15 protein-coding genes are annotated in these 21,296 nt (G+C 68.7%); 6 read left to right on the top strand and 9 right to left on the bottom strand.

Annotated elements, in window-relative coordinates:
* Position 1 precedes the first annotated feature (1 nt).
* On the bottom strand, positions 2–1,417 hold the full coding sequence (locus tag AC5P8F_RS16855) for an XVIPCD domain-containing protein (protein WP_053495445.1): 1,416 nt from the start codon (positions 1,415–1,417) through the stop codon (positions 2–4).
* A 118-nt stretch (positions 1,418–1,535) separates the two neighbouring features.
* Complete coding sequence (locus AC5P8F_RS16850; RefSeq protein ID WP_075075919.1) at positions 1,536–2,642, bottom strand: SDR family oxidoreductase; 1,107 nt, start codon at positions 2,640–2,642, stop codon at positions 1,536–1,538.
* A 218-nt stretch (positions 2,643–2,860) separates the two neighbouring features.
* On the opposite strand from AC5P8F_RS16850, the gene AC5P8F_RS16845 reads away from it, so the two are divergent.
* Positions 2,861–3,169, top strand: coding sequence for a hypothetical protein (locus AC5P8F_RS16845; protein WP_014645461.1), 309 nt, complete (start codon positions 2,861–2,863; stop codon positions 3,167–3,169).
* On the opposite strand, the gene AC5P8F_RS16840 is transcribed toward AC5P8F_RS16845, so the two are convergent.
* A complete protein-coding gene (locus AC5P8F_RS16840) occupies positions 3,157–4,215 on the bottom strand; it encodes a DNA topoisomerase IB (protein ID WP_014645460.1) in 1,059 nt (352 codons plus the stop codon). The genes AC5P8F_RS16845 and AC5P8F_RS16840 overlap by 13 nt on opposite strands.
* 111 nt (positions 4,216–4,326) lie before the next feature.
* Here AC5P8F_RS16840 and AC5P8F_RS16835 point away from each other — a divergent pair, with 111 nt between their 5' ends.
* The 3 genes from AC5P8F_RS16835 (at position 4,327) to AC5P8F_RS16825 (ending at position 10,852) form a co-directional block, all read left to right on the top strand.
* Positions 4,327–4,716 carry an I78 family peptidase inhibitor gene (locus tag AC5P8F_RS16835; RefSeq protein ID WP_197574336.1) on the top strand — a complete coding sequence of 130 codons (390 nt, stop codon included), beginning with the start codon at positions 4,327–4,329 and terminating at the stop codon, positions 4,714–4,716.
* Between the two features lie 174 nt (positions 4,717–4,890).
* On the top strand, positions 4,891–9,345 hold the full coding sequence (gene gltB / locus AC5P8F_RS16830) for a glutamate synthase large subunit (protein ID WP_069118198.1): 4,455 nt from the start codon (positions 4,891–4,893) through the stop codon (positions 9,343–9,345).
* A gap of 61 nt (positions 9,346–9,406) precedes the next feature.
* Positions 9,407–10,852, top strand: a complete 1,446-nt coding sequence (locus tag AC5P8F_RS16825) for an FAD-dependent oxidoreductase (protein ID WP_032962391.1) — start codon at positions 9,407–9,409, stop codon at positions 10,850–10,852.
* Here the strand turns inward: AC5P8F_RS16825 and AC5P8F_RS16820 are convergent.
* The gene (locus AC5P8F_RS16820) at positions 10,838–13,246 is read right to left on the bottom strand and encodes an ATP-binding protein (protein WP_495228613.1); all 2,409 of its coding nucleotides are present in this window, start codon (positions 13,244–13,246) and stop codon (positions 10,838–10,840) included. The two genes, AC5P8F_RS16825 and AC5P8F_RS16820, sit on opposite strands and share 15 nt — an antisense overlap.
* A gap of 166 nt (positions 13,247–13,412) precedes the next feature.
* Here AC5P8F_RS16820 and AC5P8F_RS16815 point away from each other — a divergent pair, with 166 nt between their 5' ends.
* On the top strand, positions 13,413–14,279 hold the full coding sequence (locus AC5P8F_RS16815; protein ID WP_014035467.1) for a methylglyoxal synthase: 867 nt from the start codon (positions 13,413–13,415) through the stop codon (positions 14,277–14,279).
* 325 nt (positions 14,280–14,604) lie between these two features.
* Here the strand turns inward: AC5P8F_RS16815 and AC5P8F_RS16810 are convergent, their stop codons facing one another.
* The 3 genes from AC5P8F_RS16810 to ttcA are packed head-to-tail and all read right to left on the bottom strand — an operon-like array spanning position 14,605 to position 17,306.
* Positions 14,605–15,384 carry a M48 family metallopeptidase gene (locus AC5P8F_RS16810; protein ID WP_111205511.1) on the bottom strand — a complete coding sequence of 260 codons (780 nt, stop codon included), beginning with the start codon at positions 15,382–15,384 and terminating at the stop codon, positions 14,605–14,607.
* 59 nt (positions 15,385–15,443) lie between these two features.
* The gene (locus AC5P8F_RS16805; RefSeq protein WP_005411825.1) at positions 15,444–16,349 is read right to left on the bottom strand and encodes a recombination-associated protein RdgC; all 906 of its coding nucleotides are present in this window, start codon (positions 16,347–16,349) and stop codon (positions 15,444–15,446) included.
* Between the two features lie 36 nt (positions 16,350–16,385).
* Complete coding sequence (gene ttcA, locus AC5P8F_RS16800; protein WP_032962383.1) at positions 16,386–17,306, bottom strand: tRNA 2-thiocytidine(32) synthetase TtcA; 921 nt, start codon at positions 17,304–17,306, stop codon at positions 16,386–16,388.
* A 91-nt stretch (positions 17,307–17,397) separates the two neighbouring features.
* On the opposite strand from ttcA, the gene AC5P8F_RS16795 reads away from it, so the two are divergent.
* Positions 17,398–17,601: a YdcH family protein gene (locus AC5P8F_RS16795; RefSeq protein ID WP_032962381.1), complete on the top strand. Its 204-nt coding sequence runs from the start codon at positions 17,398–17,400 to the stop codon at positions 17,599–17,601.
* A 99-nt stretch (positions 17,602–17,700) separates the two neighbouring features.
* Here the strand turns inward: AC5P8F_RS16795 and plsB are convergent, their stop codons facing one another.
* Positions 17,701–20,337 (bottom strand): glycerol-3-phosphate 1-O-acyltransferase PlsB, encoded by a 2,637-nt coding sequence (gene plsB / locus AC5P8F_RS16790; protein WP_032962379.1) that lies wholly within the window; start codon positions 20,335–20,337, stop codon positions 17,701–17,703.
* Positions 20,337–21,290 carry a hypothetical protein gene (locus tag AC5P8F_RS16785; RefSeq protein WP_014645453.1) on the bottom strand — a complete coding sequence of 318 codons (954 nt, stop codon included), beginning with the start codon at positions 21,288–21,290 and terminating at the stop codon, positions 20,337–20,339. The genes plsB and AC5P8F_RS16785 overlap by 1 nt, the downstream gene beginning before the upstream one ends.
* Between the last annotated feature and the right edge of the window lie 6 nt (positions 21,291–21,296).

Genomic DNA, 21,296 nt, shown 5'->3' with positions numbered 1-21,296 from the left:
ATCAACGCCCTCCCATCGCCGGCGCGTCCTGCTGCTGTGCCGGCGCGGGCGCAGGTGCAGCCTGTTCGCGCGATTGCTGCTGCAGCTGGCGCAGGCTGGATTCCACCGCGGTCTCGCGCACCTCGGCCGCATTGACCCCTGCGCGCAGCGCCGCAGGATCGCCCGGGCTGCCTTGCACCAGGAACAGTGTCTCGCCAGCCGCACGGCCGGCGCTGGGATTGCTGGCCACGATCTGGTCGACCCGGGTGATGCCTGCGGCCTTCGCTTCGCGCAGCATCACCAGGCTGTAGTCCTCGGCATGCTCGGCGTAGCGTCCGCCCAGGGCCTGCAGGCGCGTACTGATCTGCTGCTGCAGGGCATGATCGCGATGCTGCGGCTGACGGGGGTCCTCGTTGGCCGCGAGCGGCACGTCCTGCCCCAATTCGCGCGTCTGGCCGGGTGCAACCGAGGTCAGCACGTACTGCCAGCGGTTCTGCCCAGGCGTGCCGCGCACCGTCGACACGAAGTCGTCATACTCGCCGCCACCGATGGTCTGGCAACCGGCCGAATCGGTGTTGGAACGGCTGCCACGATGGATCTTGAAGGTGTCGTTGAGGTCCTGTACGCCCTGGGTATCACGCGCATCGAACCAGCCATCGCCATTGCTGTCGCGCTCCACCCGTCCGGCGCCCGCAGTGATCGCGTCCTGCGAAGGACGCAGTGCGAACTCATCGGGATGGCCATTGCGCGGATGGGTGGTGGCGCGCATCTCGATGGTGCCCTCGCCCAGGCGCCCCAGATCCTTGACCCGGTCGCCGTTGACGTCCTCACCCTCGGTCTTGGCACGCGTCGCCACATTGCCAAAGCCCGGGCTGCGCGGCGCGGTCTTGGCATGGCCGTCGTACTGGGCGGTCGGCTCGGTCGTGGCCTGGTTGAACTCGCGCACGTGGCCGCGGCCCTGCGCATCCTTCCACAGCACCACGATGCGGTCATCGTAGACGCCACGTCCGCGCGCCTCGGTCGTGCGGTTCTCATCGCGCAACCCCAGCACCACGCGGTCCTGGGTCGCCATTGCATCGTTCGCTGCGATGTTGCCGCGCTGGGCCACGATGCTGCCATAAACGTCGTACTGCTGGGCCTGGCTCAATCCCGCTGTCTCGGCAGCATCGGGCATCCGCGGCGGGCGCGTCGCCTCGCCCAAGCGATCCAGCATCGGATTCACCGTAGCTGCATCCGCTGCGGCCACGCCCCCGTTCCGGCGCAAGCCCTCAAGCTCGGCGGCCGCACGCGCCGAGATATAGCGATCCAGCGATTCCTGCACCACTGCGCTCTGGCCGTCGTGCAGGGCCTGGAGGCGGGTGGCGGCAGCACGCGCATCGTTCCGCCGCAGCAGGGCGACGACCTCGTTGGCTGCGGCATTGATATCCATTTCGGGCATGGTCGGTCCTTGAACATGGTCGGTACAGGATCAGCCTACCCCAATCGCACGGTGTGGGGCCTTTGACAGGCCGCACACCTTCGCTGCCGCCGGATCTCCAGGCGGGAACCGTCACGACTCAGCCGCGCGGCCCACCCATCACCGGCAGGATCGCCCCGCTGATGTAGCTTGCACAGACCGGCGAGGCCAGGAACACATACGCCGGTGACAGCTCTTCAGGCTGTGCAGGCCGGCCCATGTCGCTGTCCTTTCCGAACTCGGCGACATCCCCGGCCTGCTTGTCGGCCGGGTTCAGCGGCGTCCATACCGGCCCCGGCGCCACGCAGTTGACCCGGATGCCGCGCGGCAGCAGCTGGCTGGCCAGGGCCTTGGTGAACGCATGGATCGCGCCCTTGGTGGCCGAGTAGTCGATCAGCGCCTTGCTGCCGAAGAGTCCGGTTTCCGAGCCGGTGTTGATGATGCTGGCCCCCTCGCCCAGATGCGGCAGTACCGCACGCGCCATCTGGATGTAGCCGCCGATGTTGGTCTGCAGCGTCTCCTGCAGGTGCGCGTCTTCCAGATCCTCCAGCCGCTCGCAGTGCAGCTGGAACGCGGCGTTGTTGACCAGGATGTCGATGCCACCGAAGGCCTTGGCCACCTGCTTGACCGCCTTGTTGCAGAAGCGCGGGTCGCGCACGTCACCGGCGATCACCACACAGCGGCCACCTTCGCGCTCCACGTGCTGGCGGGTAATGTCGGCATCTTCGGCCTCGTCCAGGTGCAGGACCGCCACATCGGCGCCTTCGCGTGCGAACAGCACGGCCACAGCACGGCCGATGCCGGAATCACCGCCAGTGACGATCGCGCGCATGCCCTGCAGCTTGCCGCTGCCGGTGTAGTCCGGCGCGAGGAAGCGCGGTGCCAGCTCCAGTTCGTGTTCGCGCCCCGGCTTTGCCAGCTGCTGGGCCGGCATGGCCTCCGGCTGGCGGCGTGCGCCGGCCTGGGTCGCGGTCTTTTTCGTGGCCTTCTTGGCTGCGCGGGCGTCCTTGGCCTTTTCCTGGTCCTGCAGGCGCCGCTGCCGGGCGGCAACGCGGGCGGCGCGGGGATCACCAGCCGCCGCCTTGCGGGTTGCGGTCTTCACCACCCGCGGGCGAGCGGGATCGGCAGCGGTCTGGGTCGCGGTGCTGCCTTTGCGCACCTTGGGTGAGGCTTTGCGGCGGGCGGGGGTCTTTCGGGTGGTGGCCATGCAGGTCTCCTCGGGGGGGGAATGGGATCGCCGGCCAGCGGCCGGCACTACCGGGCGCATGCGCCGCAGTACCGGGGGCGGCATCCGCCGCGACTGCAGTGTCTCCACCCAGGCTGTTGGCGGGGGTGAGCGCACCGTATCCACGATGTGCACGGTGTTCATTCCGCCACCACGTGCGCCGTCGCACGCTGCACGCAACCACACCAAGGAATCCTTCCATGAAGCATGCCATCGCCACCGCCGCCGTCTGTCTCGCCCTCGCCGCCTGCAGCAGTACGCCGGTGGCCCAGGTGCAGCCGATCGACGGCGTGATTTCCGGCCAGTGCCACAGCGACAGGGTGCGTGGTGCGCTCGGCCTGGCCGCCTCCGCCGCAACCGTCGAGCGCGCGCGCGTGGACAGCGACAGCCTGCACGTGCAGGTGCTGCGCCATGACGGCCCGCGCGTGCCGCCGGCACACGAAGGCGGTGACCGCCTGACCATCGAGAAAGGCCGCACCAACAACATCACCGCGATCTATTGCGGCTGACGTCTGCGGCTGAGCCGGCGCGCCCTGCGCAGCACGCGCAGGGTGGCCTGCTCCCACTGGCGCGGCCCACGCAGGCCGGCCAGTTCCGCCAGTTCACCGCGCTCCCAGCCGGCGAACACGCAGGGGTCGATGTAGGCCTTGCGGCACACCGCAGGCGTATTGCCCAACTGGGTCGCCACCTTGCACACCACCTCACGCTGTACCTTGGCCAGCGCACGCTGGCTGGCCGGTTCGGGCAACTCGGTGGCCGCGAACGCTTGCACCGCGGCCAGGGTGCCGCCCCAGGTGCGGAAATCCTTGGCGGTGAATTCCTCGCCCATCACCTCGCGCAGGTAATCGTTGACCGCACCGGAGTCGACCGGCTGGATGGCACCGTCGTCGTCGCGATACTGGAACAACGCCTGGCCCGGCAACTGCTGCACGCCGCGCACCAGCGTGCCCAGCCGGCGGTCACCTACCGTCACTTCGTGCAGCTGCCCGGATTTGCCGCGGAAGCGCATCCGTACGCGCCCGCCGCGCAGCAGGTCGAGGTGCCGGTTGCGCAGCGTGGTCAGGCCAAAGGATCTGTTTTCCTTGGCATAGGACTCATTGCCTACCCGCACCAGGGTGTCGGCCAGCAGCGCGACCACGACCGCCAGCACCTTTTCGCGGGGGAAGCCGCTGTGCTTGAGATCGCGGCTGAGCCGGCGCCGCAGCGCGGGCAGTGCTTCACCAAAGGCGATCACCCGGTCGAACTTGCCGGCGTCGCGCACTGCGGCCCAATCGGCGTGGTAGCGGTACTGCTTGCGCCCGCGGGCATCGCGGCCGGTGGCCTGCAGATGGCCATTGGCGTGGGCGCAGATCCATACGGCGGTATAGGCCGGTGGAATCGCCAGCGCGCGGATGCGCTGCAGGGTGGCGGCATCGCGCACCGCATGGCCATCGGCATCGCGGTAGCTGAAGCCCTTGCCGGCGCGGCGCCGGCTGATGCCCGGCTGGGTGTCATCGACATAGCGCAGGCCCGCAGCGCGCGCGGCCTGTCGTTCGGGGGTAGAGGGGGTCGGCATGCGTGCAGTGTCGCTGCCGCGCTGCCGCGATCCTGTCGATAACACAAGACAAACACGTGAGGATCGGTTCGCCGCTATGCTCGGGCTTTCACAATCCCTTCCGGAGTCATGATGTCGTTCCCGATTCGCGCCCGTTCGCTCTCCGCCCTGCTGCTGCCGGCCGCGCTGGCCCTGACCGCCTGCCAGGCACCGGCGCTGGATGAACAGGATTCGGCCACGGCCCATGCCCAGCAGGCTGCCGAAGCCGCCAAGGCACCGGCCGACGAAGCCGGCAAGGCCACCGAGGCACCGCCGGTCGGCACCTGCGATGCCAGCCAGGTGCAGAGCCTGGTCGGCCAGGCCTACGCCGACGCGCTGGGCAAGCAGGCGCAGGAAGATGCCGGTGCCCACCAGCTGCGCGTCATGAAGCCCAACGACGTGGCCACGATGGAATTCCTCGGCGACCGCCTGAACATCGAAGTGGACGACAAGGGCCTGGTCAGCGGCGTGCGCTGCGGCTGAGGCCGACCCCGCGCCGGCACGGGGTTGCCGGCGCGTTCTGTTGCACCTGCAACCGTGTATTGCGGCGCTGCAGCAACCTGTGATCTAGTCGAGGCATCCGGTGGCCTCACGATGCGCTCCAGGGAATGAGCGGGGACGAGTGTCGCCGCCAACCCTATACGCATCGAGGTAGAGATGGCCCCCCGCAACCGCCAAGGGCTTTACGACCCGCGCTCCGAGCGCGATGCCTGTGGATTTGGCATGGTCGCCCAGCTCGACGATCAACCTTCGCGCCTGTTGGTTGATACCGCCATCGCCGCGCTTTCACGCATGACCCACCGTGGCGGCGTCGCCGCCGATGGCCTGACCGGCGATGGCTGTGGCCTGCTGCTGCGCCGCCCCGATGCATTCCTGAAACTGCTGGCCAGCGAAGCCGGCATCACCACCGCCGCGCGCTTCGCTGCCGGCCTGGTGTTCCTGCCGCACGACACCGAGGCCGCCGACGCCTGCCGCACCCAGCTGCAGGCGCAGGTGGAAGCGGTCGGCTGCAAGGTCGCCGGCTGGCGCGAGGTACCCACCGATGACAGCGTCTGCGGCCAGCTGGCGCGCGATACCCTGCCGCGCATCGAACAGGTGTTCGTCGATGCCGGTGTCGGCCAGGACGATGCCGGCTTCGCGCTGGCGCTGTTCCTGGCCCGTCGCCGCAGCGAGCAGCAGCTGCGCGATCACGCTGATTTCTACGTCACCACCCTCACCCCCGATGCGATCAGCTACAAGGGCATGGTGCTGCCGGACAAGCTCAGCCGCTTCTATCCGGACCTGCAGCGGCGCGAACTGGCCTCCAGCGCGATCGTGTTCCACCAGCGCTTCTCGACCAACACGCTGCCGCGCTGGCCGCTTGCCCACCCGTTCCGGATGCTCGCCCACAATGGCGAGATCAACACCATCGAAGGCAACCGCCGCTGGGCCCAGGCGCGCAGCAAGGTGTGGAAGACGCCGCGCTTCGACATCGCCGAATTCGACCCGGTGATCTCCATGCACGGCTCGGACTCGCAGAGCCTGGACAACATGCTGGAACTGATGGTCGCCGGTGGCATGGAGCTGATCCAGGCGCTGCGCATCCTGGTGCCGCCGGCCACCCAGTCGCTGGAGTTCAAGGACCCGGACCTGGCCGCGTTCTACGAGTTCCACGGCCTGAACAGCGAGCCGTGGGATGGCCCGGCCGGCATCGTTGCCTGCGACAGCCGCTACGCCGTCTGCACCCTCGACCGCAACGGCCTGCGCCCGGCACGCTGGATGCTGACCGCCGACCGCCACTTCCTGGTTGCCTCTGAAGCGGGCGTGTGGGAAGTGCCCACCGAGCGGGTGGTACGCAAGGGCAAGCTCGGCCCCGGCGAAATGATCGCGATCGACCTCAAGCGCGGCGACCTGCTCGACTCCGATGCGGTCGACCGCATCAACCGCGGCCGCGCGCCCTACAAGCAGTGGCTGCAGCAGGGCGTGACCTACCTGCAGACCGAACTGATCGACCCGTCGCTGGTGGAAGAGCCGTTCGACGAAGCCACCCTGCGCAGCTACCACAAGCTGTACCAGCTCAGCAGCGAGGAAGTGGAGCAGGTGCTGCGGCCGCTGGCCGAGACCGAGCAGGAAGCCACCGGCTCGATGGGCGACGACACGCCGATGGCGGTGCTGAGCCAGCGCAGCCGCCCGCTGTACGACTATTTCCGCCAGGCCTTCGCGCAGGTCACCAACCCGCCGATCGATCCGCTGCGCGAAGACTGCGCGATGTCCCTGTCCACCCAGCTCGGCAAGGAGACCAACATCTTCCATGCCGGTCCGGAGACGGTGAACCACGTCATCCTCAATTCGCCGGTGCTCAGCCAGCGCAAGCTGCGCCAGCTGCTGAAGATGGAGCAGTACGTGCAGGCCAACCGCCTGCTCGACCTGTCCTACAGCGAAGACGAGGGCCTGCGTGCCGGCATCGAGCGCATCTGCGCCGAGGCCGAACAGGCCGCGCGCGACGGCATGGTGATGCTGCTGCTGTCCGACCGCTACCCGGTGGCCGGGCGGCCGATGGTGCATGCGCTGCTGGCCACCAGCGCCATCCACCACCACCTCTCGCGGCTGGGCCTGCGCTGCGACGTGAATCTCATCGTCGAGACCGGCACCGCGCGCGACCCGCACCACATGGCCTGCCTGCTCGGCTTCGGCGCCACGGCGGTGTATCCGTACCTGGCCTATCAGACCCTGTTCGACCTGGGCCGCCGCGGCATCCTCAAGCTCAGCAAGGGCGGTGAGCAGTCGCAGATCGGCCGCCGCTACCGCAAGGGCGTCTACAAGGGGCTGTCGAAGATCATCTCGAAGATGGGCATCTGTACCGTGGCCAGCTACCGCGGCGCGCAGCTGTTCGAGATCATCGGCCTGGAACCAGAGGTCGTCGATCTGTGCTTCCCGGATACCGCTTCGCGCATCGGTGGCGCGGGTTTCGCGCGCCTGGATGCCGACGCGCGCGAGCTGTGCGCGCAGGCGTGGGACGCGCAGCAGGACGTGGATGTCGGCGGCCTGCTGAAGTACGTGCACGGCGGCGAGTACCACATGTACAACCCGGACGTGGTCACCACCCTGCAGCGCGCGGCGCGCAGCGGCGATCCGCGTGCCTGGCAGCAGTACTGCGATGCGGTGCATGCGCGCCCGCCCTCGGCACTGCGTGACCTGCTGGAACTGGTCCCTGCCGCCACGCCCGCACCGCTCGATGAAGTGGCCCCGGCCAGCGAACTGTTCCCGCGCTTCGATACCGCGGCGATCAGCCTCGGCGCCCTGTCACCGGAAGCGCATGAAGCGCTGGCGATTGCGATGAATCGCCTGGGTGGCCGCAGCAATTCCGGCGAAGGCGGTGAAGACCCCGCACGCTATGGCACCGCCAGGCGCAGCAAGATCAAGCAGGTGGCCTCCGGGCGCTTCGGCGTGACCGCCGAGTACCTGGTCAATGCCGAGGTGCTGCAGATCAAGGTCGCGCAGGGTGCCAAGCCCGGCGAGGGTGGCCAGCTGCCCGGGCACAAGGTCAACGAACTGATCGCGCGGCTGCGCTATGCGCGCCCGGGCATCGGCCTGATTTCGCCGCCGCCGCACCACGACATCTATTCGATCGAGGACCTGGCGCAGCTGATCTACGACCTCAAGCAGGTCAACCCGACCGCGCTGGTGTCGGTGAAGCTGGTCAGCCATGCCGGCGTCGGAACGATTGCGGCGGGCGTGGTCAAGGCCGGTGCGGATCTGATCACCATCTCCGGCCATGATGGCGGCACCGGTGCCTCGCCGGTCAGCTCGATCCGCTATGCCGGCGTGCCGTGGGAGCTGGGCGTGGCCGAGGCGCACCAGGCGCTGCTCGCCAACGACCTGCGCGGCCGTACCCTGCTGCAGACCGATGGCGGCCTGAAGACCGGGCTGGACGTGGTCAAGGCCGCATTGCTGGGCGCCGACAGCTTCGGCTTCGGCACCGCGCCGATGATCGTGCTGGGCTGCAAGTACCTGCGCATCTGCCACCTCAACAACTGTGCCACCGGCGTGGCCACCCAGGACGAGCGCCTGCGCGAAAACCACTTCACCGGGCAGCCCGAGCGCGTGGAGAACTTCTTCCGGCTGCTGGCCGAAGAAGTGCGTGGCTGGCTGTCCTACCTGGGCGCGCGTTCGCTGGAAGAGATCGTCGGCCGTACCGACCTGCTGCGCCAGATCGAATCCGCGCCGCGCGACGGCGTGCGCGTGGACCTGTCGCGCCTGCTGGCCGACAGCCGCTACGAGGGCAGCCACTGCGCCGCGCAGCGCCTGTACGAATCGCCGGACAGCCTGGCCACGCAGATGGATGGCCTGCTGGCCCCGGCCATCGAGCACAAGCGCGGCGGCGAGCATCGCTTCCTGATCCACAACACCGACCGCAGCATCGGTACCCGCCTGGCGGGTGCGGTGGCACGCGCGCACGGCAACCAGGGCATGGCCGAGGCACCGCTGGAACTGCGCTTCCGTGGCAGCGCCGGGCAGAGCTTCGGCGCCTTCAATGTCGGTGGCCTGCACCTGGAAGTGGAAGGCGAAGCCAACGATTACGTCGGCAAGGGCATGGCTGGCGGCCGGCTGGTGGTGCGGCCGCCGCGTGGCGCGCGCTTCGAGGCACGCAGCACCGCCATCATCGGCAACACCTGCCTGTACGGTGCCACCGGCGGTGAGCTGTTCGCTGCCGGCCGCGCCGGCGAGCGCTTCGCGGTGCGCAATTCCGGCGCACTGGCCGTGGTCGAAGGTGCCGGTGACCACTGCTGCGAGTACATGACCGATGGCGTGGTGCTGGTGCTGGGCAAGGTCGGGCTGAACTTCGGCGCCGGCTTCACCGGCGGCCTGGCCTACGTACTGGACGTGGACCGTGATTTCGTCGACCGCTACAACCACGAGCTGATCGACATCCATCGCGTGTCCGCCGAAGGCTTCGAGAACTACCGCCAGCACCTGCACCGCCTGATCGGCCGCCATCGCGAGCTGACCGGCAGCATCTGGGCACAACAGATCCTGGACGAGTTCCGCGATTACATCGGCAAGTTCTGGCTGGTCAAACCCAAGGCCGCCAGCATCGAGTCGCTGACCGAAACCCTGCGACGCGCCGCGTGATGTTTTCCGGTAGTGCCGGCCGCTGGCCGGCAACGTTCCCCCCCGCATTCCAGAGCCCGCCATGAGCCGCAAGCACGCCTTCCAGTTCCTCGACCTGCCCCGCACCATGCCGCAGCGCATCCCGGTGGAACTGCGCACGTCCGGCGACTGGGGCGAGCTGTACGGAAAGTTCGGCAAGGAGGACGCCCAGTACCAGGCGGGCCGCTGCCTGGACTGCGGCAACCCGTACTGCAGCTGGAAGTGCCCGGTGCACAACGCCATTCCGCAGTGGCTGCAGCTGGTGCAGGAGAACCGCATCCACGAAGCCGCCACGCTGTGCCACAGCACCAACCCGCTGCCGGAGGTGTGCGGCCGGGTCTGCCCGCAGGATCGCCTGTGCGAGGGCAGCTGCACGCTGGAAGAGTTCGGTGCGGTCACCATCGGTGCGGTGGAGAAATACATCGTCGATACCGCGCTGGCCAGCGGCTGGCGCCCTGATCTGGGCGCGGTGCAGCCGACCGGCCGCAGCGTTGCGGTGATCGGGGCCGGTCCCGCGGGCCTGGCCTGCGCCGACCGCCTGGCCCGCGCCGGCATTGCCGCGGTGGTCTATGACCGCTACGAGCAGATCGGCGGCCTGCTGCAGTTCGGCATTCCCAGCTTCAAGCTGGACAAGGACGTGATCCACCGGCGCCGCGACGTGCTGGAGGGCATGGGCGTGCAGTTCCGCCTCGGCGTGGAGATCGGCCGCGACCTCAGCGTGCAGCAGCTGCTGGACACCCACGATGCGGTGTTCATCGGTACCGGCGCCTACCGCTACACCGATGGTGGCCTCGACGGCCAGGACCTGAAGGGCGTGCTGCCGGCGCTGCCGTTCCTGGTGCAGAACAGCCGCATCGTCGGCGGCGATGACCCGAAGGGCCGGCCGATTGCCGGCTGGGAAGACACCATCGCCCTGCCCGACCTCAACGGCAAGCGGGTGGTGGTGCTCGGTGGTGGCGATACCGGCATGGACTGCGTGCGCAGCGCGGTGCGCCTCGGCGCGGCCAAGGTCACCTGCGCCTACCGGCGCGACGAAGCCAACATGCCCGGCAGCGCTCGCGAAGTGGCCAATGCGCGCGAAGAGGGCGTGCGCTTCCTGTTCAACCGCCAGCCGCTGTCGATCGAAGCCGGCGCCGACGATGAAGTGATCGGCGTGACCGTGGTCGAAACCCGGCTGGGCGAGCCCGATGCCAATGGCCGCCAGAACGCCGTGCCGATCGAAGGCAGTGAATCCCTGCTGGAAGCAGACGTGGTGATCATCGCCTTCGGCTTCTCGCCGAGCGTGCCGGCGTGGCTGGCGGACCTGGGGGTGGAAGGCCAGCCCAACGGCCGCATCGTCGCCGGGGGCAAGGACCGCCTGCCATTCCAGACCGCGCATCCACGCCTGTTCGCCGGTGGCGACGCGGTACGCGGTGCAGACCTGGTGGTGACCGCCGTGGCCGAAGGCCGCGATGCCGCAGCCAGCATCGTCCGCCTACTGGCGCACTGAGTCCGGCAACAGCAGCTCCTCCAGCAGCGCGCGCAGTTCGCACGGCGCCACCGGCTTGGCCAGGAAATGGTCGATGCCCGCATCACGGCAGGCCTCGCGCGTGCGTTCCAGCACACTGGCAGTCAGCGCGACGATCGGCACCTGCGCACGGATGGCACAGGTATCGCCACGGATCGCCCGTGCCAGCGCGAAGCCGTCCATGTGCGGCATATGGCAGTCGGTGATGACCAGATCAAAGGGCTGCGCCTGCCAGGCCTCCCATGCCCGCTGGCCGTCGTCGCAGGCGTGTACCTGCAGCCCCAGCTCGCGCAGGCGCTGTACCAGCAACTGCAGGTTGGTCGGATGGTCTTCAACAACCAGTGCCCGCGCCGGCGGCAGCGGCCGTTGCACGGCCGTCGTGAGCACCGGTACCACCGTCGGTGCCGCACAGGCCGCCAGCACCAGTTCCAGCCATACGGTGGTTCCCTTGCCCGGCGCGCTGCGCAGGTGCAGCTGGCCCCCCATCGATGCCGCCAGCTCGCGGCAGATCGACAGGCCCAGCCCACTGCCACCAAAGCGGCGCGTGGTCGAGGTCTCGGCCTGCTCGTAGGCAGCGAATACCGCCTGTTGCCGCTCCATGCTGATGCCCACGCCCGTATCGGTCACCTGCAGGCGCAACCGCTGCCCGCCATCGCGCTGCTGCAGCACATGGGCCTGCAGCACCACGCTTCCCTGCAGAGTGAACTTGAGTGCATTACCGGCCAGGTTGAACAGGACCTGGCGCAGGCGCAGCCCATCGGCCAGCGACCACTGCTGCAGCATGGGGTCGATCTCGCTGTGCAGGTGCAGGCCGCGGCTGGCCGCGACGGGCATCAACAGCTGCTGCACCGCGCGCACCAGCGCCGCAAGATCGGTCGGCCGCAGCTGCAGTGGCGCTGGCTGCAGGCGCTGGCTGTGCAGCACATCGTCCAGGATCTGCCGCAGCATCTGCGCGGCATCACCCACGGTGGTCAGCACCTGCCGCTGGCCCGCATCCAGGTCACTGGCAGCCAATCGCTCCAGCATGCCCAGCAGGGTACTCATCGGCGTGCGGATCTGGTGGCTCATGGTCGCCAGGAAATGGCTCTTGGCCAGCGCCGCCTGCTCGGCCGCGCGGCGCGCCTCGGCCAGCGCTACTGCACGCGCCTGTGCTTCACTGACATCCAACCAGTAGCCGCTCCACTCCACGCTGCTGTCATCGCACTGCAGCGGTCGTCCCTGCGAGCGGACCCAGCGCCAGCCCTGCGCCGACCGGGTGCGGAACGTAACGTCGATGGGACCGCGCACCAGCGCGGCCGCTTCGATGCACGCCATCACCCGGCTGCGGTCGTCGGCATGCACCGCGGCCAGCAGTTGCAGATGGTCGATCCGCGCAGTCTCCACGCTTACGCCGAACAACGCCTGCACGTCACCGGCGATCTGCGCCAGGCTGTAGTGGCCGGTTGCCGAACGGCGGGCCTGGTAGACCACCGCCGGCAGGTTCGCGGTGACGTCGTGCAACCGCTGCTCCAGCACGCGGCGACGCACGCTCTCGCGATGCACGCGCCAGTAGCCGAAGGCATGCAGCAGCACGAGCGCGAGCAGGATCAGCGACGCCGGCACCAGCCAGCGCAGCGCCGAACCGGTGAGCCGCGCGCGTGGCCGGTCCGGCAGCCAGGCGCTGCGGCTCGACGCGCGATGTGCATCGCTCTCCTGCAGGAGCCGCTGGTCGAAAGCAGCGACCACCTCGGCACAGGCCGGCACGGCCGCGAGTACCAGTGCATCGCCGAAGCCCGCGGGTGCCGCGATCACCACAGCATCGCCTGGCTCCGCGCGGAGCGCGGCCTCCAGTTCAGCGAGATTGGCGACCACGGCGTCGACCAGCCCGGCACGCAGCAGTGACAGCGCGTGGTCCAGCGGCGCAGGGGCCAGCAGCTGCGCCCCCGGGGCCTGCTCGGCCAGCAATGGCTCCAGCGGCAGCCGGTCCGGGCTGGCCACGCTGCGGCCACGCAGGCCCTCCAGCCCCAGCACCGCAGCGGCGCCCTCGCGCCGCACGATCACCTGCGGCACCTCCAGGTAGGCCCTGCTGGCCACCCAGCCTGTCGGCAGCTGTGCGCGCGGCCAGCCCAGCAGCACCTGGGTGCCGGCCGGCAGTGCTCCCTCGGTAAGTACCGTCGCAGGCAACGGCTTCGCATGCTGCGCCGCCTGCATGCCCAGCAGCGGCAGGTAATCCGCGGCCAGTCCAGCAACCTCGCCCTGCTGGCTGTATGACAGGGGCGCCCGGTCGGAGCGCCATGCCACCTGCAGGGGGCCCGTACAACCGGATGCAGCGGCGATGCCGGGCAGCAACAGCGATGCCATGACGGCGGCGACGGCGCGGCGGCCGGCGACATTCACGGTAGACGTCCTCATTTCGCGGGCAGGAACCACGGCCGCGCAGCGGTACCGCTGCCAGCCACGCTAGCGAGGCAGGCTTCCGCGACAATGAGAAAAATTGGAAAAGCATCCGCATCGGCGAATGCCGACATACACTGCCGCTTCTACCCGTCCTACGGAGCGCTCGATGCGTATCGGCCTGGCTGCCAACCGTCTCCATCACCACGATGCGCGCGCGGCGCTGTTCCGCTGGCTGCGTGCCAGCGAGGCAGGCCTGCGCGAACTGGGGGTGTCACTGCATGCGGTCGGGCGCACCCACGATGCGATCGAACGGCAGGGATTCCTGGCCGGCTACGGCGGCCTGCACCGGTATCCCTACGGGCGCGAGGGAGGCCTGATGAAGCTGGTGGCCGAAGTGGTCGGCATGGGGCCGGAGCGGACACTGGACGGTGCGATCTACCTGATCGACCCGGTCGATCCGTCCTCGGTGTTTCCGGAAGCAACCGCGCTCAAGCGGCAGTGCGTGATCCACGGCAAGCCGTTCATTTCAACCGTGGCCACTGCACGCGACTGGATCGAGGTGGAGCGCATCCACGCCGGGCTGGCTGCCGACACCGGTGCCGACGACCTGCATGCCTTCCAGGGGCAGACGCTGGCGCTGATCGCGCATGATGCGATGAAGCCGGCGATGCTGGCCTTCGCCGATGAACACTTCGATGTGCTGGCCCGGTTTGGCCAACGCGTTGCGACGGGCACCACCGGGCAGCGCTTGAACGAGCTGGCCTGGAGCCGGGGTTGGCCCAGCGATACGCCGTGGGTGACGCGTTACCAGAGCGGCCCGATGGGCGGCGATGCACAGATTGCCGACCGGGTGCTGGAGGGGCGCTGCCAGCGCGCGATCTTCTTCGAGGACCCGCATGTGGCACGCCAGCACGAGGCCGATATCCAGCTGCTGGAGCGCGCGGTGACGACGGTGACCGACCAGGCGGTGTGCATCACGGCGCCGCGGGTGGCGGCACGCTGGGCGGCAGCGGCGGCGTTGCGGGCGGGGTGAGGGTTTCGGCCAACGGCTGAGCCGCTCGTGGTGGGTCGTTCAAATCAGAAGCCGTGCTCTGCCGGGCGGGGTGGATTGCGCAGGGGTCGCTGCAAGTACGTCCTTGCAAGCTCGGTCGCCGCATCCATGCGGCTCACGCCCCTGCGCAACCCACCCCGCCCGGCCACGGACAGTTTCCTGTGTGCCCATCACGGAAGAAAGAAGGAAGAGCAGGAGCGGGTCGCGCGCTGCGCGCGCTTTTGTAGAGCCGAGCCATGCTCGGCTGCTGTCGATCGCGAGGGCTGGATATCCGCGCCACGCGCGTCAGCCGAGCATCGGCTCGGCTCTACAGCAGCTGGCGAAGCATCGCCTTCAGCCTGCGCCCTTCCAGCTGGAAGTAGTCGCGCTGCTCGCGCCACGCGGGGAAACGTTGTTCCACTTCGTACCAGAACGCGGGCGAATGATTCGGCTGGATCAGGTGGCAGAGTTCGTGCACCAGCACATACTCGAATGCTTCAGGGCGCCCCAGCACCAGTGCCAGGTCCAGTGCCATGCTGCCGTCCGGCGCCAGCGAGCCCCACTGCGAAGACATCACCTTCAGCCGCAGGCGGCTGGGTGCACGTGGCAGGGTGGGCAGGTACTTCGGCAGCCAGCGGCCGACATCGGCGCGGGTCTGTGCTTCGTAGAACTCGCGCAGCAGGCGGCGCAGGGTGGCATCGCCGGCACGGGTCGGCCACTGCACGCAGGCGCCGTGTTCGTCGATTTCCAGCCGCGCATAGCGGCCTTCCTGCCAGCGCAGCGGCAACAGGTCGCCGCGCAGTGGCAGCACGCCGTCCTCGCCCGGCTGCAACGGGGCGGGCAGGCCCTGGCTCTGGTACTGGCGCAGCTGCAGCGCCAACCAGTCGCGGTGCTGTTCCAGGAATCGCTCGCCCATCACCAGGCTGGCCCGCGGCGGCAGCGTCAACCGTGCGCCGCGCTCGTCCACGCTCAGCTTGATCCGGCGCGCGCGCGGATCGCGCACGCGCAGCACCTCGATCTCGGCATCCTCCAGGCGCAGGCGAACGGTGTCGCGCTGCACGGTAGCGGGCGGGGTCGGGCTGATCAGGCGGCGCAGCAGACGGCTCATGCGCCCAGCATAGCGCTGCTTCGGGCCGCCGGATGACCGGCGGCCCACAGGGTGCCTGTTCAGTCAGCCTTGCTGAGCTTGAACGCTTCTTCCAGCAACAGGAACAGGCGGCGGATCTCGGCGCTCTGCAGGGCGAAGCGGGCGTCGAACTCGGCGCGGCGGCCGTCTTCGTCGGCATGCTCCAGCTGGTCCAGTGCGCCGTCGAGGAACTTCAGCTTGCGCACGATCAGGTCGTCGCCGATCACGAAGGACAGGTTGTCCTCGAAGATCAGCGCCAGCTTGGTCACCTGCTTGCCGGCGTCCAGGTGCTTGTCGATCTCGTCGCAGCGCAGTTCCTGGTGCTGGCACTTGACCACGGCGCCGCCTTCCACCGGATCCTTCATCTCGCACTCTTCGCCCAGGCTCAGCCCGGTCGGCAGCGGCTCGCCGGCGATCCAGCCGGTCAGGATCGAACGCGGTGCGACTTCGGCGTTCAGCGGCATCGCCGGGAAGCTGCCGAGCAGGCCGCGGATGTCGGACATGAAGTACTCGCCGGTCTTGCGGCTGGAGGTATCCACCGCCACGTAGCCGTGCTGCAGGTCGATGAAGGCATCATTGCGCGAGGACTTCACGAAGGCGCGCGGCAGCAGTTCATGCAGCAGGTCGTCCTTCATCCGCTTGCGCTCGCGGCCACCCGGGCGGCGGCCTTCCTTCTCCTCGATCTCCTCCAGCTTGCGCTCGAGCAGGTCGTTGACCACCGCCGCCGGCAGGATCTTGTCCTCGCCGCCCACGGTCAGCCACAGGTGTTCGGCGATGCGGTGGGAGAGCAGTTCCTTCTCCTCGCGGCCGAACGGCGAGATGAAGCCGCGCGAATTCATTTCCAGCGCGCCGACCGGCTTCAGCAGGGCGTGCGGCAGCAGGGTGTCGACTTCGGAAAAATCGGTGGTGGTCGGGAAACGGAAGAACGTCAGGTTGCGAAAGAACATGGAATTCCGGATGGCGAAGAGGAAGGGCGCCCGACCTTAAACGGTGGGCGTCTCGGGATCTGCGTCGGCGTCGGCCGGGGAGCCGGCCAGCCAGGCATGGGCGTCGGGCAGCGGCGCGTCGTCGCGACGGCCCAGCGCCATGAAGTCGAACAGGGTGGTGTCGGCCAGCTGCGAGGGCCGGACTTCACCCATGGCGCGCGCGATCTGCTCGATGCGGCCCGGGTGGTCCTTTTCCCATTGCTTCAGCATCAGGCCGACCTGGCGGCGCTGCAGGTTCTCCTGGCTGCCGCACAGGTTGCAGGGAATGATCGGGAACCGGCGTGCCTGCGCGTACTCGACGATGTCACTCTCGCGCACGTAGGCCAGCGGCCGGATCACCACGTGCCTGCCGTCGTCGCTGCGCAGCTTCGGCGGCATGCCCGACAGCTTGGCGTGGTGGAACAGGTTCATGAAGAACGTGGCCACCATGTCGTCGCGGTGGTGGCCCAGCGCGATCTTGGTGAAGCCGTGGGTCTCGGCGTAGTTGTACAGCGCGCCACGACGCAGGCGCGAGCACAGCGAACACATGGTCTTGCCTTCCGGGATGACCCGGCTGACCACCGAATAGGTGTCCTGCTCGATGATGTGGTACGGCACGCCCAGGCCTGCCAGGTATTCCGGCAGCACGTGCTCGGGGAAGTCCGGCTGCTTCTGGTCCAGGTTCACCGCCACCAGCTCGAACGGCACCGGCGCCTTCTTCTGCAGCTGCAGCAGCACGTCCAGCAGGGTGTAGCTGTCCTTGCCGCCGGACAGGCACACCATGACCTTGTCGCCGGCCTCGATCATGCCGAAGTCGGCAATCGCCTCGCCGACCTGGCGGCGCAGGCGCTTGGCCAGCTTGTGCTGCTCGCGCTCGGCCACGCGCGGATCGCGGGCGGCGCGCGGTGGGGGATCGGGAAGGGAAATCACGGCACTCATGGGTTCCATTCTAACGGCTCGGAGCCGCCCCGGCCGGGGATCGGGATTCCCCTCTCCCGGCGGTCATCATCGCTGTGTATGCTCGGAGGCTGTGGACACCTACAGCCCCGCCGAGATCGTCGAGCGCCTCGTCGCCCTGCGCGCCGAGCACCGCCTGCTGGATGAACAGATCACCCGCATGGCCGCCAACGGCGAGGACGAGCTGGAGTCCAAGCGCCTGAAGCGGCGCAAGCTGCAGCTGAAGGACTGCATCGCCAGGCTGGAAAGCCTGCAGATTCCCGACGAGCCGGCCTGAGCGGTGCCCATCCACGCATGGCGTGGACCTACTGCTTCGCCCCGGTAGATGCCAACCTTGGTTGGCATGTCGTTCGCCGGGCAGGACCCGGCGCTGCCTTCAATCCTGCGGCGCAGGCTCGTCCGGGCGGGCCGCTTCCGGGCTGACCCGTTCGATGGTGTGGCGCAGCTCACGGCCCAGGATGAACTTGGCATCCTTGGCCCAGGCATCCAGGCGCTCGTCGAACAGCAGCTTGCTGTTCTCGTCCGGCCACACCAGGCGCAGTTCGCGCAGCTTCTGGATGAAGCCACGGAACAGGGACTTGTCGAAGAACTCCGGCGCGGCCGGCGCATAGAGCAGGCTCAGCCGCTGCGCGGCCTGCTGGCACAGGCTTTCCAGCTCGGCAGCGCCGAGCACGCCGGGGCCGTTCTTCACCAGCACCGAGATGGCAATGTAATAGCGCTCGAACGCCTGCTGCAGCGAATGGCCGATCGCGCGCAGGCGGAACACCTCGTCGGTCTGCCCGGTGTTGCGCGCCAGGATGCCGCCGTCGTCATCGTTGACGTTCTGCAGCAGGCCCTCGCGCACGAACACATCGATGGTCCGGTCGATGCGCTGGGCGAACTCGTCCTCGCTCCACGGCAGGAACAGCTCGGCCTGGAGGAACGGGTACACCGTACGGCCCAGCTGGACCAGGCCGGTGCGGCTCATGCGGCGGTTGTTCTGGAAGCAGCAGGCCACCCACGACGAGGCGGTGAACAGGTGCACCACGTTGTTGCGGAAGTAGCTCAGCAGCACTGCGGTGTCGCCACTGACGCTGAGCACATCGCCCAGCGGGTGCTTGATGCGGGTGAGGACGTTGATTTCCTCGGCGTGGGCGATGATCCGCTCCGGCGAGTGCGGCGTCACCGTCACCCGGTCCGAGTACGGCATCTCGACCAGCAGGGTCTTGCACAGTTCGATCTGCGCGATCAGGTCGGCCTCGCCCATCGCGTGCTTCGGCGTGGACAGCAGGGCCAGCGCCAGCAGGTTGATCGGGTTGACGTCGGCGGCGCCATTGATGCGCACCTGGATGCGTTCGGCCAGCGTGTCCACCGTGGTCGACAGCCAGGCCGGCTTTTCGTCCTCGGACACCGCCTCGCCCTTCCACTCCGGCGCCTTCTCGGCCAGCACGTCGTTCAGCGCGATCGGCTCGCCGAAGTTCACCACCACCTGGCCGTAGTTCTGCTTGAGCACCTTGGGGATGCCCCACAGCAGCGACCAGATCGATTCCTTCTCCTTCGGCCGGCCGGACAGTTCGTCCAGGTAGCTGCCGCCTTCCATCAGCTTCTCGTAGCCGATGTAGATGGGCTGGAACAGCACCGGCTTGCGCGGCTGGCGCAGGAACGCGCGCAGCGTCATCGAGATCATGCCGCCCTTGGGCTGCAGCAGCCGGCCGGTACGCGAGCGGCCGCCTTCGACGAAGTACTCCAGCGAGTAGCCGCCGGCCACCAGCTGCGCGACGTATTCGCTGAGCACCGCCGAGTACAGCGCGTTGCCACGGATCGAGCGGCGGATGAAGAATGCACCGCCCTTGCGCAGCAGGGTGCCGACCACCGGCAGGTTCAGGTTGATGCCGGCCACGATGTGCGGCGGCACGATGCCACGGTCGTACAGCAGGTAGGACAGCAGCAGGTAGTCCATGTGGCTGCGGTGGCTGGGCACGTAGACCACTTCGTGCCCCGGCGCGGCGGCCTTGAACTTGTCCAGGTGGTGCACCAGCACGCCCGCATAGATGCGGTTCCACACGTGGCTGAGCATGAAGCTGGCCGAGCGCACTACCGGGCTGGAATAGTCCGCAGCGATTTCCCAGGCGTAGGCGTGTGCCTTCTTCCAGGCATCGGCCGGCTTTGAGTTGTCGCGCTTGGCCTGTGCGGCGATCGCTTCGCGTACCGGCTCGGCGGCCAGCACCTGGTCCACCAGCAGGCGCCGGGTCGACAGGTCGGGGCCGATCACCGATTCACGGATGCGTCGGAAGTGCGTACGCAGCACGCGCTGCAGCTTGCGCACCGTGCGCTCCGGCTCCAGGCCTTCATCCACGGTGTTGCGCAGGGAGATCGGCGGGGCGAAGCGGACGATGGTGCTGCGGCCGTTGAGCAGCACCGCCAGCAGGCGACGGAAGCGGCCGACCAGTGCCCAGTTTTCCGAGAACAGCACCGCGAACCAACCGCTCTGCTTGTCCGGGGCGCGGCCGACGAAGATCGACACCGGCACCAGGTGCACGTCCAGGTCATCGCGCACGCGGTGCGCCTGCAGGACCTTGGCCAGCGAGTCGGAGTGGGTCTTGGCGCCGCGCTGCTCGGGAATCAGCGAGTTGCTGGAGCTGCGCCGCGACAGCGCCAGGTAGGCGCGCTTGCGGCCGGTCGGGTCACCGGCCAGCGGCACCAGCGGCGACGGCAGGCCGGCCTGGCGGCAGGCCTTGTCCAGGATCAGCGCGTTGGACAGGCCGTAGTCTTCCAGCACGTACATGACCGGGCGGCCATCGTTGTACTGGCCCGGGTCTTCCGGTTCGATCTTCAGCGACAGCCACGGCTCGACCAGGCGGCCGAGCAGGCGAGCCCACAGCGGGCGGCGGCCGGCCGGACGCGCGTGCGCGGGCGGCGGTACCGGGTTCGGGCCGGTACCGGTCGAGGGGGACGCCGGCACCGTATCGGCGGGCGTCGACTGGGATTCTTCGCCGGGGAACGGCAGCGGGTTCTGTTTCGACATCGGCGCCATTATGGCTTAGGCGGCGGCGTTGCCGCTTCCCCACCTTCGGCGGGGGCTTCAGCGGCTGCCGGCGACGCAGCCGCGCGGGCCGCGTCGGCCTTGCGCAGCAGCGCGTCGGTGTCGGCCAGGGTACGGGTCAGGTACCAGTGGCCCTCGCGCCGGCTCAGTGGCAGCTGCAGGCTCATCTCGCGGCCGGCCAGGTCGTAGTGCAGGCGTACCAGCGCATTGTCGCCTTCCACCGAGAGCAGCTCGCCCCGTACGCTGCGAAGCGCGTCATCCACGCCCAGCCCGTAGCTGCCAAGCACCGCCTTGAGGGTGTGGATGAACGGCGCCAGCTGCTGCAGGCTGCCCTCCATGCCAGCCGCCTGCAGGCCAGCCTCGTCATCGAAGCCGACCTTGCCGGCCGCGCCGACCAGCGCGGCGATGGTGCTGCGTGCACGGGCGCGGTCACTGATCGGCGCGCCCTGCGCCCAGACAGCAAGGGTTTCGACCAGGGCGATGTAATGGGCCTGCTGGCCGGGCGTGTAGCCCTTCTGATGGCGCAGGTACTGCACCCCGAAATTGCCCATCGACTGCGCGGCCTGGCGCACGGCGCTGGCCTGGCCGGCCAGCTGGCGGTCGAAGCTGCGCTGCAGTTCGGTGCTGGCATCGGGCTTGCGCAGCGCGGCCAGCATCGGCAGCAGCTGGTCCCCCAGCGGCAGCTCGGTCAGCGGCCACTGGCTGTGTCCCTCCGCCCAGGCCTGCTGCAGCCGCTGATACTGGCCTGGCGGTACCGACAGCTTTGCGTAGCCGACCAGATCATCTTCGGCCAGGCGCAACGCCATCGCCTGCACCGCAGCCACCGGCTCGGCCGCCGGCCTGGCCGGATCGTTCACAGACTCGCGGCATGCCGCAACGGCCAGCAGCAGCATCGCCGCCAGCCCCCATCCACGCGCAGACCTTCCTCGCACCGCCACGCTCATGCACTC

Source organism: Stenotrophomonas sp. YJH_SMC_69 (assembly GCF_059370495.1).
This window is presented reverse-complemented; position numbering and strand designations above follow the sequence as displayed.